The organism is Billgrantia campisalis (assembly GCF_022341425.1).
GTDB classification, from domain to species: domain Bacteria; phylum Pseudomonadota; class Gammaproteobacteria; order Pseudomonadales; family Halomonadaceae; genus Halomonas; species Halomonas campisalis.
Genome location: NZ_JABFUC010000004.1, coordinates 231,477 through 245,870, shown reverse-complemented (window position 1 = coordinate 245,870; position 14,394 = coordinate 231,477). Strand labels below are relative to the sequence as shown.

The window sequence follows — 14,394 nt, the reverse complement described above, 5'->3', positions numbered from 1 at the left end:
CGCGTGCCTCCTGCAGCTGTCGCCGAGTGGACGGCCAGGGTTGGCCGTCCGTCCAGTTACTTATTCACTGTCATCGCCAATCAGTGATGGGCGTCGTGGTCCTCGGGATCTACATCGGCGGGCGCCGCCTGGCGGAGCTGCTCGCGCTGCTCATCGGTCATGAGGTCATGCATGGCGTTACGCATGCGCACCATTTCCGCCACCATTTCGCCGTGGAGCTCGGCCATGCGGGCATGGCGTTGCTGCACGGCTTCCGGATCGGGGCGGTCCTGTTGCATCTCGGTCATCAGGTCATCGCGCAGGTTCATCATTCGCCCCATGCGCTCGAACTGGGCGGGGCGGTGTTCGTGCATCAGCTCGCGCATCTCGCTGCGCTGCTCGGGGTCGAGCATCGACATCATGCCCATGCCCTCTCCCATCATCGGGCAGGGCATCATGCCCCCACCCATCATGCCTTTCATCATGTCGGGGCCCATGCCGCCCATCATCCCTCCCATCATGCCGCCGGGGCCCATGCCGCCTTGGCTGCCGCCCATCATCCCTCCCATCATGCCGCCGGGGCCCATGCCGCCCTGGCTGCCGCCCATCATTCCTCCCATCATGCCGGAGCTTCTGTCTGGCTGATCGGTGCCCATCATGCCGCCCTGAGCCATGGCGAGGCCGCTGCCGCCGGCGGTGATTGCCAGGGCCAGGCCGATTGCCAACGCGTGCTTTTGAAGTCTCATGGTGTGTCTCCTGTGGGCAGGTTGCCCGATGATCGATGTGGAATACGCCCCAGCGCGAATATGGCTGGAGGCGCGTGGAACCATCGCGTGGACGCCTCGATGGCGCAGGGCGTTTGTGGATGGCGTCGCTCGATGTCAGGGGCGCAGGCGTTGCGTCAGCAGATACAGAGGAGGTTGCAAAACGTCGGGCAGGCCGCGAGGCATGCCGGTCACGGCCGGTACGGACGGTGGAGTCTCGGGGGGTGTGAAGCGGGGTGGGGTGGCGTCGTGATCGAGTTCCTGACGCTCGGCACGCAGTATGGCGTGGGATGTCGCCGGGGCGCCATGGCCGTGTTGGCAGTGCGGAAGCGTGCCGTCGAAGCTCTCTAAGGCCAGGGGGTGGTCGAACGCCGAATGGCCGCCGTGGCCGGGGGTGGTGAGATGGGCACTGGCGCTGCTGCCGAGCAGCAGCGCCAGCAACAGGCTCAGCAGTATGGCCAGCCCACAGCGCTGGCAGGCCGGGATATACCTCGGCCGGTGCTCGTGCTGTGTGGCATGGCTGGCCATGGGGTTCGGCTCCAGCGGCAGGGAAGTCTCTTTCACCATAGTGCAGATCAGCCGCATTTCCATTGATACAGGTCAAACGGCTGTTGCCTGTAAACCCTTGTGCTGCACGGATGTTTTCAGGATCGAAACAATGGGAATGGCCTGTCGTGGAGATGTCAATATCGAAAGCGGGGCACGCCGTGAGGGTGCGGCTTGAAATATGGAACAATCGATACTAAATTGCAGGCATGACACGTGGACGCCCCCTAGCATTCAGCCCCGATCAGGCCGTCATGGCCGCCATGCAGGTCTTCTGGGCCCGCGGCTACGATGCCGCCTCGACCCGGGACCTGCTGGCAGCCATGCAGATTTCCCGCAGCAGCCTGTACCAGGCCTTCGGCAACAAGGAGCAGCTGTTTCTGGAGGCCCTAGGGCGCTACCGGACAGGCCTGGTCGAGCGGCTGCAGCGCCGCCTCGATGAGGCGCCGACGGCGCTGGCCTTCTTCGAGGCGCTCTATCGCGACACCGCCCGGGAGGCCGAGAGTGAGCGGGCGGCGCTGGGCTGTCTGATCTTCAACTCCGCCACCGAGCTCGGTCAGCGCGGTGACAGGCCGGCCCGCGAGGCCTCCCTGAGCGTCGAGGTCATCACCGGGCTGTTTCATCAAGCGGTGGAGCGTGGCCAGGCAGAGGGGGACATCGCCGCCCATCGCGATGCCCGTGCCCTGGCGCTCTATCTCACGCTGGGGATGGCTGGGCTGCGGGCCATGCTCAAGGCCGGCACCGCTGCCACCGAGGCCGAACAGGCCGCCGAGCTGGTGTTGGCCACCTTACGCTGAATTTTTTTACCATATCTGGACCGTTCGTTCCGGATTTGGCGTTTCACCACCCAAGAGTCGTTTGATTCTCAGGAGGCATGACCCATGACCGCCGACTACAAGATTCAGCTAGCGCCCCAGACCCTCGACAATGCCGATGCCCAGGCCAAGCCGCTGCTCGAGCAGGCCAATGAGAAGCTGGGGTTCGTGCCCAACATGTATCAGGGGATGGCCAAGGCGCCCGGCGTGCTCGATACCTACCTGCATGGCTACGAGCTGTTCCGCCAGGACTCGGGCTTCACCCCCCCGCAGCAGGAGGTGGTCTTCCTGACCATCAGCCGGCTCAACGGCTGCGGCTACTGCATGTCGGCCCATAGCATGCTAGGCGAGAAGATGTCCCAGGTGCCGGCCGATGTGCTCGAGGCGATTCGCAACGACCAGCCGATTCCGGACATGCGGCTTGCCACCCTCAGTGAATTCACCCGGGTGATGTTCGAAACGCGGGGTAAGCCGAGCCGGGACGACGTCGCCGCCTTCTTGGAGGCTGGCTTCGAGGAGCCGCATATCCTGCAGATCGTGCTGGCGCTGGCGGCGAAGACGCTGAGCAACTACTCCAATCATCTCAATCATCCCGAGCTCGATGAGGCCTTCGCCGGCCATGCCTGGAACGGTTGAATTCGGCGGTTCTACTGCCTCTGGCCCCGCAAGTCACGACGCTCGGACGCCTTGCGAGACCTCAGAGGAGGTGACGCCGGTAGGGCTCGCCAAGTGCCGTTCCGGTGCTTGAGCAGGCCCAGCGGTGCCAGTGATCGCGGATGATAGGGATCTTGCCTCCGTCAGATGGCGGGCTGCCGGCCGCTGAGTGCCTTCGGTTGGGCGGTACGAGGTGTCCGGTCAGCGCTGCCGCCACCCTCGGCCGGCGGCAGGTCACGCGCTTCGCCAAAGGAGACCAGGCGGCGCTTCTCCTCGTCCCAGAGCGAGAGGCGCACCGCCCCCAGGCTTTGCCGCAGCGTCAGGCGGCCGATGCTCCGGAGCTCGGGGTGGTCACGGAGCACCTCGGGTAGGCGGTAGAAGGGGATGCGGCTGCAGAGGTGATGGACGTGATGCACCCCGATATTGGCGGTGAACCAGCGCAAGACAGCCGGCAGGTCATAGTAGGAGCTGCCGTGCAGCGCTGCCTCATGGAAGGTCCAGTCGTGGTCATGCTCCCAGAAGGTATCTTCGAACTGGTGCTGGACATAGAACAGCCAGACGCCGATCGACGCGGCGAGTACCATGATCGGTAGATGCACCAGCAGGAAGGGGCCGACGCCGACCAGCCCCATCATCGCGGCGACGACGACCACAATCGCCGCGTTGGTGCCCATGGTGCTAAGCCATGGCATCCATCCCCCGCGGATGAAGCCCAATGGCAGTCGATTATCCAGCAGGAAAAGGTACGCCGGCCCGAGACCGAACAATACCAGCGGGTGCCGGTACAGACGGTAGCGGAGCCGCTGTCCTCGCGGCAGGCTCTGGAATTCGCGCACGGTCAGGGTGTCGATGCCACCGAGACGCGGGCGATCCAGATTGCCGGAGTTCACATGATGGCGCGCATGGGTGTGGCGCCAGAAGTCGTAGGGCGTCAGGGTCACAACGCCGATGACCCGTCCCACCCAGTCGTTGACGCGCTTGGATCGGAAGAAAGCCCCGTGGCTGCAGTCATGCAGGATCATGAACAAGCGTACGAGAAAACCGGCGGCGGGCACGACGAGCAACAGGCCGAGCCAGTGGCCGGCGCTCAGGCTGGCCCATAGCAGTAGCCAGAGGGAGGCGAAGGGAATCACCGTGATGGTGATTTCCAGAACGCTGCGCGCGAGGCGTGGCTCGCGGTATCCGCCGAGTACGCGCATCAATGCCCGTGGTTCGGTGGTGATGTCGCCATTCGGCGCTTGGGGCTTCATGTTCAGGCTCCTGATGAGCCCGACACGCCATTCTTTGGTCTAGCGACCCAGCGGGATGCGTGCCTGGGTGTCTTGGTGCAGGGCGCTTCGATCCGCTCCCGCTTCGACAACGGATCCGAATCCCCCGAATCTTAAGGCTGGCGCCAGGCGCACACGATGTCTGTACGGTACCGAACAGAGGCTCGGGTTAGGCTGAAGGGCGGCCGTGACAAAAGCCAACAGTGTTCCCGCTCATGATGGGGGCGCTCCCCGGTACACTATCCGCATGATGGATGATCCCGTCGCGGTTCCGAGGGCCGCGGCAGAATGGAAGAGGCGAGTAACATGGCGATAGCGAGACTTAACCCCATTATGCCGGTGCCGGGCTCAAGGGGGGCGTGGAAGGCCCTGTCAGGGCTGCTGGCGGCCGGAGGCCTGCTCTTTTCGGCGGTGGCCCTGGCCGAGGAGGAGCCCGAGTGGCCGAAGGGCCACTTCCCGCTGCCTGAGGCAGGCAATGTGATCGGCGAGGTATATCGCGTCGAGGCAGGCGAGGAGGATACGCTGCTTGATATCGCCCGCGAGCACAACGTGGGCTATGAGGAGATCCGCAGCGCCAATCCTGACGTCAGCGTCTGGGTGCCCGGCGAGGGAACCGAGGTGGTGATACCGTCGAAATTCATCCTGCCCGACGCCGAGCGCACCGGCATCGTGATCAATATCGCCGAGCTGCGGCTCTACTACTACCCGGAAGTGGGTGAGGGCGAGACGCCGCGGGTGGAGACCTACCCCATCGGCATCGGTCGCGAGGGCTATGACACCCCGCTGGGCGTGACCAAGACCACCATGCGCCTGGAAGATCCGGCCTGGTATCCACCGCGCTCCATGCGCGAGGAGGCCGCCGAGCGCGGCGAGTCGGCGCCGCCGGTGGTGCCGCCGGGCCCTGATAACCCGCTGGGGCGCCACGCCATCCTGCTCGATATTCCCGGCTATCTGATCCACGGCACCAACGAGCCCGACGGTATCGGCATGCGCGCCAGCCGCGGCTGCATCCGCATGTTCCCCGAGGACATCGAGTCGGTGTTCCATAGCGTGCCGGTGGGCACCCAGGTCAATATCATCGACCAGCCGATCAAGGTCGGTTGGGACGAGGGGCAGCCGCTGGTGCAGGTCTTCGAGCCGCTGGAGGAGCAGGAGCACGGTATGTCGGCCCTGGTCGAGACCCTCGGTATGCTGAACCAGGGCAACTCCAACGGTGTGGCGTTCGATTATGAGCAGCTGCGCGAGCTGCTCGACCATCCCAACGGCCAGGTAGTGGCACTGGAGCCACCCCCGAAGCCGGAACCCGAGCCCAAAGAACCGATCGACGAGGGCGAGGGGCTTGGGCTGCTGGATGAACTGACCGTCTGACATCCCGGATCGCCAGTCACGCCGGCGCGTCGGACAGTCGGCCGGCAGTGGGCGGGGGCTCCCGGGGCGACTAGGCTGAAAGCAATGAAGGTGAGGCCGTTCGATGCGGCGCTCAGCGTATCCATGACCAGCACAGGGGATGCGAAATGTACCAGTCAATTCTCGTTCCGGTAGATGGTTCCGCCTTTGCCGAGAAGGCCTTGCGGGTGGCGCAGTACTTGGCGGGGGCGTCGGCCACGCTCTATCTGATACATGTGCAGCGGCCCCTCGACGATGTCGGCTTGCTGATCGGAGGCAGCGGCTTGCCGGTGAGCGAGGAGGTGATCCAGCGGCTGGTCAGCGAGCGCGAGTCGCAGGCGCGAGCGGTGCTCGAGAAGACGCGCTCGGCGGTGAGCCTTGACGGGGTGGAGGTCAAGGAGATCGTGGCGAAGGGGCAGGCGGCCGAGGCGATCATCGAGGAGGCCCGGGCGCTGGGCGTCGAGGCCATCGTGATGGGCAGTCGCGGGATGAGCGATCTGCAGGGCATGGTGACCGGCAGCGTTTCCCACCGGGTCAGCCACACCGCCGAGTGTACGGTCATCACGGTGCATTGAGGTCGATTGCTCGCCTGACGGCGTAGCAAAGCGTTAGCGCAGGCCGGCCCGCTCAGGTGCCGGCCTGCTGCTTTTAGTGTTGATGGCTGGCATGGTCACCGTGATCGCCCGCCAGCTCATGGCGGATATAGTGCACCACGGACCAGACCGCTTCGTCGTCCAGCTTGTCCAGGTAGCGCGGCATAGCGCTGGTGTGGCCGCCCTCCTTGATCAGCCAGGCATACTCCCCAGCGCCATGGGCGGCACCATGCAGGACTAGGTTGGTGGGGCTGGGATCGAAGCCGGCAATGGCCGCAGCGGGGCCGTCACCGGCGCCCTCCAGGCCGTGGCAGGCCGAGCAGTAGCGCTGATAGACCTGCTGGCCATAGGCGAGGGTCTCGGCATCGGGCTCCAGCGGGTTCACGCGCTCGACCCACTCCTGGGGAGCCTGCCAGCCGTGGCCGCCGTCGCCATGGGCATGATCATCGTCGCCATGGGCATGACCGTCGTCGCCATGGGCATGACCGTCGTCGCCATGGGCATGACCGTCGTCGCCATGGGCATGACCGTCGTTGCCGTGGGCGTGATCGCCGTCGCCGTCGCCGTGGACATGATCGCCGTCGCCGTGGGCATGATCGTCGTTGCCGTGGGCGTGATCGCCGTTGCCGTGGGCATGATCGTCGTCGCCATGGGCGTGATCGCCGTCGCCATGGGCGTGACCGTCGTCGCCATGGGCATGATTATCGTCGCCATGGGCATGACCGTCGTCGCCCTGGGCGTGATCGCTGTCGCCGTAGGCGTGACCGTCGTCGCCGTGGGCGTGATCGCTGTCGCCGTGGGCGTGACCGTCGTCGCCGTGAGCGTGACCGTCGTCGCCATGGGCATGGCTGTGGTCATCGTGGGCATGGCTATGGGAGTGCTCGCCCGGTGGTGGATCGGCTTGGCCGGGAGCGGCCAGCACGACCGCCAGGGTCAGGCTGCCGACGAGAAGGGCGGAAGAGCGAAGGGAAGCCGTCAGGGCACCTGCCTGGGCCTGCGCGCCGATGGGCCGCTTGCGGATTTTGATACGCATGGAAATCTCCTGATTACGATCGAAGCTCGGCGACGGCTGAGGGTCGCCACAGGGTCCGGGGTAATCAGGCGGCTCTGGGAGGGCGTTCGTGCAGGTCGTAGGGCGTCGGCGGTATGAAGCCCGGCCAGGCCAGCGGGGGGCGGTCGACGGCCGTGGTCGGCAGGGCGCCATCGACGTTTGCGGCACCGGCGAGGCAGTGGCTGGCACCCAGGCAGGGTGTCCAGCACTCATCAGGCGCGGTGTGCGTGGTGTGTTCACACGCTGCTTCGTCGGTCTCCACTTCCAGGCTCGTATGCACGCCGTGGGCAGTCCCGCCCGCAGCGTCGAGGCCGGCCAGCGTCAGCGTCCCCGCCGAGAGGGCGAGGATCAGGCATAGGCTGACCCACTGGAGAACGGCGCGACGCATAAGGGGCGCAAACCTCGAAACGATGGAAGACAGTACCTGGCCGATCATCGCTTCCATGGGGCAGCGGTGCAAGCCATCCGCAGGCCCGCACCGGCGAAAGGCGGCGGTTATCTGATCCGGGTCAGGCAATTCGCGGGTGTCGGCGGCGAGGCTAAAGGGCATGGGTGGATCTGACATGAGGCCAGCATCAGCGGCCCCGACGCCGACGGTTGCCGTTGGCTCGGCCAGCGTGAAATACTCGAGTCGTTGGTGTGCTCGGCATCCTGGGGATATGCATGCTTCGTTGCGCTGTGACATGGTTGCTCTGTGTGCTGTTGGCCGTCACTCTGGTGGCGCCGACCGGTCTCAAGGCTGCCAGTCATCATGCCGGTAGCCCTTGTGCCGTCGAGATCGACCCTCGGGAGGCGGCGGATCATATCCAGGAGCAGATGAAAGCGGACCTTGAGCCGCTGGGCTGTTGCTTGCCGTGCGGACACTGCGCCGCAATGCGGCTCGAGCCGAACCGCCTCACCAGCCTCTCTGCTGTGCCGCGATTCGCCCTGGTATCGTGCTGGCCGAATGCACCCAACGGACGCCTCGATCGCCCTCCTCGTGTTTGAACACTCTCCCTGACGATGCCGCTGGCCTATATGCCCAGCGGGCACTTCTGTATTGTTCAAATTACGAGGTTACTCCATGCAACGTCGCGATTTTCTGCGCTATTCCGCCTTGGGCGGACTGGCCCTCTCGGCCTCAGGACTCACTCATGCCATGGTCGCTCACCATGCCGGCCATGCTGCTCTGCTCGACCCTGCGGTTCTGCCCGAGGGAGACCCCCTGCAGTCGCTGCCCCGACTCACCAACCTGTCCGACCAGCCGGGCCAGTTCCGCAGTGTACTCACCCCAGCGCCACACGCGGTCGCCCTCGGCAGTGATCACCAGGCTCGCCTGTGGCTCTACAACCGGAAGGTGGCACCGCTGATAGAGGTCAGCGAAGGCGACGACTTCGACGTTACCCTGATCAACGAGCTGTCGCAGGAGACCACCGTGCACTGGCACGGTATTGCCGTGGCCAACGAACACGATGGGATGCCCAGCGATGCCGTGGCGCCGGGGGAGTCGCGTCGCTATCGACACAGCTTTGCCGACGGCAGTGCAGGACTGCACTGGTTTCATCCGCACCCCCATGGGGTGCTGGCTCGCCAGATCGCCCATGGCCTGGCCGGGGCGCTGCTGGTTCGCCCCCGTGAGGAAGTGGTGCCGCCTGAGGTGGAAGAGCGGCTGCTGATGGTCAGTGACCTGCGCTTGAGCGGTACCGGCGAGGTGACGCCACATACCGCCGAGGACTGGATGAATGGCCGTGAAGGCGAACTGCTGCTGGTCAACGGCCAGCGACGCCCGCGCTTGGATGTGGCACCGGGCACCACCCTGCGCCTGAGGCTGGTCAATGCCTGTGCCGGCCGCTATCTGCGCCTGCGGCTGGAAGAGCACACGCTTACCCTGATCGGTACCGATGGCGGCTTGCTCGAGCAACCACAGGCGCTGGACGAGCTGCTGCTGACCCCGGGCGAGCGGGCCGACCTGCTGGTGCGTATCAGCGAGCAGGGCGGTGAGCGCTTTCTGCTGGCCAGCCACCCCTACGAGCGAGGCTGGATGGGAGAGACGCCGCCTCACTTGGGGGAGGTGGCACCGCTTGTCGATATCCGAGTGCTCGAGGGTGAAGCGCAGCCGGCCGTGGCATTACCGTCTCGCCTGGCCACCATCGAGCCGTTGGGGGAGCCGGCGGTACGCCGGACGGTCGAGCTGACCGAGGTGATGCCCGGCATGGACCATGGCGATGCGATGGACCATGGCGATGCGATGGACCACGGTAACGATCACGGGATGGGCCATGGCGATGCAATGGACCACGGTAGCGATCACGGGATGGGCCACGGCGATGCAATGGACCACGGCGACGATCACGGCATGAAGCCTGACCATGACCGGGAAAGCGCGAGCGCCGATGGCCATCGTCCGCCGGTGGACTTTCTGATCAACGGCCGCGCTTTCGCCATGGGCGAGGTGCTGTTTGAGGGCCGGGCCGGCGAAGTCGAAGAGTGGGAGGTGTTCAACAACTCCCATATGGACCATCCCTTCCACGTGCACGGCACGCACTTCCAGGTGGTGGCCAGCCGTGAAGCCGACGCTGAATGGCAAGACTCGCCCTGGCTGGCCTGGAAGGACACCGTCAATCTGACACCCTACCAGCGTCTGAAACTTCGCCTGGTGTTCCGCGAACCCGGCGACTGGCTGTTCCACTGCCATATCATCGAGCACGAGGAGTTGGGCATGATGGCCGCGATCCGCGTGAGCTGAGGGCGTCTTCCCCTGGGGCGGCGTTGCGCACCGTCGCGTATGGCGCCGCTCCTTTCCTGAAGTGATGAGGACTCTTTTCATGATGAGTTACCGATGGCCGCTGCTCGTGGCCTTACTGCTGACGCTGCTACTGACCGGCTGTTCACGAGAACCGGAGGGCGTCACCTTGGATCAGCTGCGCCAGCAGACCCATATCCACGGATTGGCCTTCGATCGCACCGATAGCGAGCGGATCTGGCTGGCCACCCACCATGGCTTCCATGTCGTCGACGCTGATGGCAAGGCGCGCCAGGTGTCGCAGGAGCGGCATGATTTCATGGGCTTCACGCCCCATCCCGAACAGCCCGAGACCTTCTTTGCCAGCGGCCATCCGGCGAGAGGGGGTAACCTTGGCGTGATGGTCTCCCACGACGGCGGGCAGAGCTGGGAGCAGCGTTCGGCCGGCGTCGATGGGCCGGTGGACTTTCACCAGTTGACCGTCAGCGAGGCTGATCCGGATGTACTCTACGGGGCCTATCGTGGCCGGCTGCAAGGGAGTCGCGATGGTGGCCATGAGTGGCAGGTGCTGGGGGATGCGCCGGAAGGGTTGATCGGCCTGGCAGTATCGAGCCGTGATCCAGACCATCTCTACGCCGCCACCCAGACCGGTCTCCTAATGAGCCCCGACGGCGGCCAGCGCTGGCGGCAGGTGCATCCCGAACGGCGGCCGGTCAGCCTGGTGGTGATCAGCGGGGGCAAGCTCCATGCCTTCATGCTGGGCGTCGGCCTGCTGCGGGCCGAGGAGGTCAACCGCGCCTGGGAGGTGGTCCATCGAGGCTGGGAGGATCGCTACCTGACTCATCTGGCGGTGGATCCGTCCGACCCGGCGCATCTGGTAGCGGCAGATGACCAGGGGCGGTTGCTGCGAAGCACCGATGGCGGCAAGCAGTGGGCTTCGCTGTAGGTCCTGAGCCCGGATTGAGCCAATAGCCAGGATGCACGATACCCCAGTTAGAATCCGGGCTTTCATCCTCGATACGGGGTTTGCTCGGCGGGTGCGTTTGCATCAGCCGTTACTCAGTTCGTCGACTACCGATCTGTTTCGGAGCGATATCACGGATATGGCACCCTGACCACGGCAGTGCCGAGCGCTGAACATGAGTCCTGCCGTGGTCGTTTGTGAAAGCCGTTAATCGCTGGCGTCAAACGACAGTATGCCGGTCACGTCGGAGAAGGTCATGCGCATCTGCCAGGCGCCCGGCATGGGTAGCTCGGCGCTGGCGCGAAAGCTGTCGGGGCCGGTCTGGCGGGCCGTGACCTCGGTCTGCATGTCGTGCCCGGGCATGGTGAAGGTGATGGGAACCCGCATGGTCTGCCGGGGCGGGCTGCCGTCGGGCCCGCGCAGCCGGAAGGAGAGCCGCGCCTGTCGGTCGGCCTCGATCGCCAGGCTGCCTGATACCGCCCACTGGTGCACGGTGCCGGAAAAATGCACGCCGCCCTGTTCGGTGCCGGGCTCCGCCGGTATATGGCCATCGACCTGCAGGGTGGTTTCATTGCCCGCCATGAAGGGCATGGCGATCAGCACCGCCAGTACCAGCACAATGGGAATGCCCAGGCCCAGCGCTATGCGGCGGGCCGAACGGGTCGCGGGATCGGGGGCGGTGCAGGGACCGGTCATCGGTGGAGGCTCCGAAGTCAGGGCGGTCGAGCGTTAGGCTGACGGACAGGGGCATGATGCCATGCCGTCGCGGCGCTGTGGCAGAAGTCGCCAGGGTTATGATATCGGTCAAATCCTGCCCGGTGGGGCGGCCAAGCCGGCGGCGCTTCACTCGGGCAGCGGACTGACCAGCCCCAGCGCCACGCAGATACGCACCAACTCGGCGAGGTTGTTGGCGCCCAGCGCCTTCATGGCGCGCAGGCGGTAGATCTCCACGGTCTTGGCGCTGATCCCCAGCCGCCCGGCGATCTCGCGGCTCGTCATGCCCTCGGCTACGTGCACCAGAATCTGGCGCTCCTTGGGACGCAGGGCGGCGTAGCGGGCCTCGAGCGCCTCGCGCCGCCCTCTCGCCTCGCGCTGGCGCTGGTGTTCGGCCAGCGCCTGCTGCACGGTGTCGATCAGCTGCTGATGGTTGAACGGCTTCTCGATGAAGTCGAAGGCGCCGGCCTTGAGTGCCGCCACCGCCATGGGCACGTCGCCATGGCCGGTCATGAAGATCACCGGAAGCTCATCTCCCCGCTCCCTCATCCGCTGCTGCACCTGCAGACCGGAGAGGCCGGGCATGCGCACGTCGAGCAGCACGGCGTCGAAGGCGTCGGGTGCCGCGGCGAGGAAGGCCTCGCCGTCGGCGAAGGCGCGGGTGGCCAGGCCCACGGAGTCGAGCAGCCAGGCGAGCGAGTCGCGCAGGGCGGCGTCGTCGTCGACCACCGCCACGCAGGGGGCGGCGTCGAACGGGTCTGAGAGGGCCTGGGCGTTGGTCACGGCTGGCTCCGAGGCGGTGCATGGCGGCTGGCTTCGGCCTGCAGTGTACCGGCAAAGGTGGCGCCACCGGAACCGCTGACCAGCTCCAGGCCGCCGCCCATGGCTTCCATCAGCGAGTGGCTGATGGCGAGCCCCATGCCCAGGCCCTCCTCGCGGGTGGAGTGGAAGGGCTCGAACAGGTGGGCGGCACGGCTTGCCGCGATGCCGGGGCCGCGGTCGCGGACCCGGAAGGTGACTTCCCGGGGGCCGCTGGAGCGGGCGTCGATCACTACCCGGTCGGCGCCGGGGTGGTCGCGGCTGGCCTCCAGGGCGTTGAGCAGCAGGTTGACCAGCACCTGCTCCAGCCCCACCGGGTCGGCGAGCACTCGGGGCAGGGTTTCGGGCAGCGCATGCTCCAGGGCGATACCGGCCTGCTGGTACTGCCATTCACACAGCCGGCAGGCGGCATCGACCACCTCGATCAGCGCCACCGGCCGCGGCCGGGTCTGGCCCTTGCGCACGAAGGTGCGGATATGGCGCAGCCGTTCGGCCAGGCGCTGGATCTGCTCGTTGATGCGCGACAGCGGCAGCGCCAGGTCGCCGGCGGGGCGGGTGGGGTCGGTGCGCAGCTGCATCAGCGCGCCGCTGGCGTAGTTGCCGATGGCGCCCAGGGGCTGGTTGAGCTCATGGGCGATATTGGAGGCCAGCTCGCCGGTGGTGGCCAGGCGATTGGCGTGGGCGATCTGCTCCTGATGGCGACGGGCCTGGGCCTCGGCGGCCTTGCGCAGGCCGATGTCGCGGTTGAGCAGCGACAGATGGTCCGGCGCGGCGCCGGGACCGCGGTGGGCCAGCACCACGCTGAGCACCGGAGCCGGGCCCCGGCTGCCCTGCATTTCCAGCTCGCCACTCCAGGAGCCGTAGCGGGCCACGGCGGGCAGTACGATCTCGCGCAGCACCGCCAGCGACTCCGGGGTGTAGGCTTGGGCCAGGCGGGCATCGTGGTCGTCCCGCGGCAGAGCGAGCAGCCGGCGGGCCGCCTCGTTGGAGTAGAAGAGTCGCTCCTCGCCGTCGACGAACAGCACATAGTCGGTGGTGGATTCCACCACCCGGGCCAGGCGCTCGCGATTGGCTTCGGCGCGGATGCGTCGACTCACGTCGCGGGACACGCAGAGGATGTCGAGCAGCTCGCCGGTGGCGGGGTCGCGGCGGGTGCGGCTGGTGGTTTCGAACCACACGTAGCGGCCGTCCTTGGCGCGAAAGCGATAGGTCTGCTGGTAGAAGCCGTCGTGGTAGTAGACCCGCGGCGACTTGTTGAGCAGGTCGGCCAGGTCCGCGGGGTGGAAGAGGTCGTAGGCGGAGACCCCGATCAGCTCATCGGGGGCATAGCCGAGCAGGCTGCGCGCTGCCTGGGAGGCGTAGAGGAAGGTGCCGTCCCGGGCATGGCGGGAGATCAGGTCGGTGGTGCTCTCGGCCAGCCATTGGTAGTGGCGCCGCTGGGCGTCGAGCTCGGCGTTTTGCGCTTCTAGCTCGGCATTTTGCGCTTCGAGCTCGGCCAGGCGCCGCCGTAGCCGTTCGTTGTCGTCGCGGCCTGCCATCAGCGCGGCGGGTCCACCCGGCCGCCCAGCGAGGCGTTGCGCCGGAACCAGCCGGCGATGCTGGCCCGCGGCCGGCCGGCGGGCAGCACCTCGTGGGGCACGCTCTCGGAGAGGAAGCAGGCGAAGGTGCCCGCCGCGGGGCGCACGCGCGCCACCTCGCGCTCGGGGGCTTGGGTATCGAAGATCACCATCTCGCCGCCGCCGTCGGCGGGCCAGTCCGGGTTGAGGTAGCCCACCGTGGAGACCACCCGGTTGGCGCGGCCACGGAAACTGTCCAGGTGGCGCCGGTAGCCGGCCCCGGGCGGGTAGTGGGCGAAGTGCGCCTCGTACTCGAACAGTCCCAGGAACAGCGTCTGGTTGAGCTCGCGCTGCAGCTCGGCCATTCCGCCCAGGTAGCGGCGCTGGGCGAGGCTTTCACGGTCGAGCCAGCGAATGGCGTCGCCGCGGATCTCACGCTCGAGGTGGTGCTCGCGGCCGCGCCCGATGCCGGCCGCCGTGAGGGCGTCGCGCTCGGCCATCGCCATTAGCTCGCGATAGAGCTCGTGGCACAGCTCGGGGTCGAGCATGCCGGGGCCCAGGTA

General features: G+C 66.5%; 15 protein-coding genes. 6 read left to right on the top strand and 9 right to left on the bottom strand.

Going from position 1 to position 14,394, the window contains the following annotated elements; translation table 11 throughout:
• Positions 1-80: 80 nt before the first annotated feature.
• A complete protein-coding gene (locus HOP52_RS06725) occupies positions 81-725 on the bottom strand; it encodes a Spy/CpxP family protein refolding chaperone (RefSeq protein ID WP_238976596.1) in 645 nt (214 codons plus the stop codon).
• Between the two features lie 135 nt (positions 726-860).
• Positions 861-1,310, bottom strand: coding sequence for a hypothetical protein (locus HOP52_RS06720; protein ID WP_238976595.1), 450 nt, complete (start codon positions 1,308-1,310; stop codon positions 861-863).
• A gap of 188 nt (positions 1,311-1,498) precedes the next feature.
• Between HOP52_RS06720 and HOP52_RS06715 the strand changes: the two genes are divergently transcribed.
• Positions 1,499-2,086, top strand: a complete 588-nt coding sequence (locus HOP52_RS06715) for a TetR/AcrR family transcriptional regulator (protein ID WP_238976594.1) — start codon at positions 1,499-1,501, stop codon at positions 2,084-2,086.
• Positions 2,087-2,170: 84 nt separating this feature from the next.
• Entirely contained in the window at positions 2,171-2,740 is a 570-nt protein-coding gene (locus HOP52_RS06710; RefSeq protein ID WP_238976593.1) for a carboxymuconolactone decarboxylase family protein, read from the top strand.
• A gap of 161 nt (positions 2,741-2,901) precedes the next feature.
• On the opposite strand, the gene HOP52_RS06705 is transcribed toward HOP52_RS06710, so the two are convergent.
• Positions 2,902-4,008, bottom strand: coding sequence for a fatty acid desaturase (locus HOP52_RS06705; RefSeq protein ID WP_238976592.1), 1,107 nt, complete (start codon positions 4,006-4,008; stop codon positions 2,902-2,904).
• A 324-nt stretch (positions 4,009-4,332) separates the two neighbouring features.
• Between HOP52_RS06705 and HOP52_RS06700 the strand changes: the two genes are divergently transcribed.
• Both HOP52_RS06700 and HOP52_RS06695 read left to right on the top strand, forming a co-directional pair.
• Positions 4,333-5,394, top strand: coding sequence for a L,D-transpeptidase family protein (locus HOP52_RS06700; RefSeq protein ID WP_238976591.1), 1,062 nt, complete (start codon positions 4,333-4,335; stop codon positions 5,392-5,394).
• Between the two features lie 146 nt (positions 5,395-5,540).
• Positions 5,541-5,987, top strand: coding sequence for a universal stress protein (locus HOP52_RS06695; protein ID WP_238976590.1), 447 nt, complete (start codon positions 5,541-5,543; stop codon positions 5,985-5,987).
• Positions 5,988-6,060: 73 nt separating this feature from the next.
• Here the strand turns inward: HOP52_RS06695 and HOP52_RS06690 are convergent, their stop codons facing one another.
• Positions 6,061-7,038, bottom strand: coding sequence for a c-type cytochrome (locus tag HOP52_RS06690; RefSeq protein WP_238976589.1), 978 nt, complete (start codon positions 7,036-7,038; stop codon positions 6,061-6,063).
• A gap of 64 nt (positions 7,039-7,102) precedes the next feature.
• Positions 7,103-7,444, bottom strand: a complete 342-nt coding sequence (locus tag HOP52_RS06685) for a hypothetical protein (protein ID WP_238976588.1) — start codon at positions 7,442-7,444, stop codon at positions 7,103-7,105.
• A 675-nt stretch (positions 7,445-8,119) separates the two neighbouring features.
• Here HOP52_RS06685 and HOP52_RS06680 point away from each other — a divergent pair.
• Both HOP52_RS06680 and HOP52_RS06675 read left to right on the top strand, forming a co-directional pair.
• Positions 8,120-9,781, top strand: coding sequence for a multicopper oxidase family protein (locus tag HOP52_RS06680; protein WP_238976587.1), 1,662 nt, complete (start codon positions 8,120-8,122; stop codon positions 9,779-9,781).
• Positions 9,782-9,860: 79 nt separating this feature from the next.
• A complete protein-coding gene (locus tag HOP52_RS06675; protein ID WP_238976586.1) occupies positions 9,861-10,724 on the top strand; it encodes a WD40/YVTN/BNR-like repeat-containing protein in 864 nt (287 codons plus the stop codon).
• A gap of 225 nt (positions 10,725-10,949) precedes the next feature.
• Here HOP52_RS06675 and HOP52_RS06670 read toward each other — a convergent pair whose 3' ends face one another.
• The 4 genes from HOP52_RS06670 to HOP52_RS06655 form a co-directional block, all read right to left on the bottom strand.
• The gene (locus tag HOP52_RS06670; RefSeq protein ID WP_238976585.1) at positions 10,950-11,438 is read right to left on the bottom strand and encodes a FixH family protein; all 489 of its coding nucleotides are present in this window, start codon (positions 11,436-11,438) and stop codon (positions 10,950-10,952) included.
• 147 nt (positions 11,439-11,585) lie between these two features.
• Positions 11,586-12,239, bottom strand: a complete 654-nt coding sequence (locus HOP52_RS19705; RefSeq protein ID WP_238976584.1) for a response regulator transcription factor — start codon at positions 12,237-12,239, stop codon at positions 11,586-11,588.
• On the bottom strand, positions 12,236-13,813 hold the full coding sequence (locus HOP52_RS06660; protein ID WP_238976583.1) for an ATP-binding protein: 1,578 nt from the start codon (positions 13,811-13,813) through the stop codon (positions 12,236-12,238). The genes HOP52_RS19705 and HOP52_RS06660 overlap by 4 nt, the downstream gene beginning before the upstream one ends.
• Complete coding sequence (locus tag HOP52_RS06655; protein ID WP_238976582.1) at positions 13,813-14,379, bottom strand: 2OG-Fe(II) oxygenase; 567 nt, start codon at positions 14,377-14,379, stop codon at positions 13,813-13,815. Before HOP52_RS06655 ends, HOP52_RS06660 begins: the two co-directional genes overlap by 1 nt.
• Between the last annotated feature and the right edge of the window lie 15 nt (positions 14,380-14,394).

Coding starts and splice junctions, on each gene's coding strand:
- HOP52_RS06725 (WP_238976596.1), bottom strand. CDS start 725: ATGAGACTTCAAAAGCACGCGTTGGCAATCGGCCTGGCCCTGGCAATC.
- HOP52_RS06720 (WP_238976595.1), bottom strand. CDS start 1,310: ATGGTGAAAGAGACTTCCCTGCCGCTGGAGCCGAACCCCATGGCCAGC.
- HOP52_RS06715 (WP_238976594.1), top strand. CDS start 1,499: ATGACACGTGGACGCCCCCTAGCATTCAGCCCCGATCAGGCCGTCATG.
- HOP52_RS06710 (WP_238976593.1), top strand. CDS start 2,171: ATGACCGCCGACTACAAGATTCAGCTAGCGCCCCAGACCCTCGACAAT.
- HOP52_RS06705 (WP_238976592.1), bottom strand. CDS start 4,008: ATGAAGCCCCAAGCGCCGAATGGCGACATCACCACCGAACCACGGGCA.
- HOP52_RS06700 (WP_238976591.1), top strand. CDS start 4,333: ATGGCGATAGCGAGACTTAACCCCATTATGCCGGTGCCGGGCTCAAGG.
- HOP52_RS06695 (WP_238976590.1), top strand. CDS start 5,541: ATGTACCAGTCAATTCTCGTTCCGGTAGATGGTTCCGCCTTTGCCGAG.
- HOP52_RS06690 (WP_238976589.1), bottom strand. CDS start 7,038: ATGCGTATCAAAATCCGCAAGCGGCCCATCGGCGCGCAGGCCCAGGCA.
- HOP52_RS06685 (WP_238976588.1), bottom strand. CDS start 7,444: ATGCGTCGCGCCGTTCTCCAGTGGGTCAGCCTATGCCTGATCCTCGCC.
- HOP52_RS06680 (WP_238976587.1), top strand. CDS start 8,120: ATGCAACGTCGCGATTTTCTGCGCTATTCCGCCTTGGGCGGACTGGCC.
- HOP52_RS06675 (WP_238976586.1), top strand. CDS start 9,861: ATGATGAGTTACCGATGGCCGCTGCTCGTGGCCTTACTGCTGACGCTG.
- HOP52_RS06670 (WP_238976585.1), bottom strand. CDS start 11,438: ATGACCGGTCCCTGCACCGCCCCCGATCCCGCGACCCGTTCGGCCCGC.
- HOP52_RS06660 (WP_238976583.1), bottom strand. CDS start 13,813: ATGGCAGGCCGCGACGACAACGAACGGCTACGGCGGCGCCTGGCCGAG.
- HOP52_RS06655 (WP_238976582.1), bottom strand. CDS start 14,379: ATGCTCGACCCCGAGCTGTGCCACGAGCTCTATCGCGAGCTAATGGCG.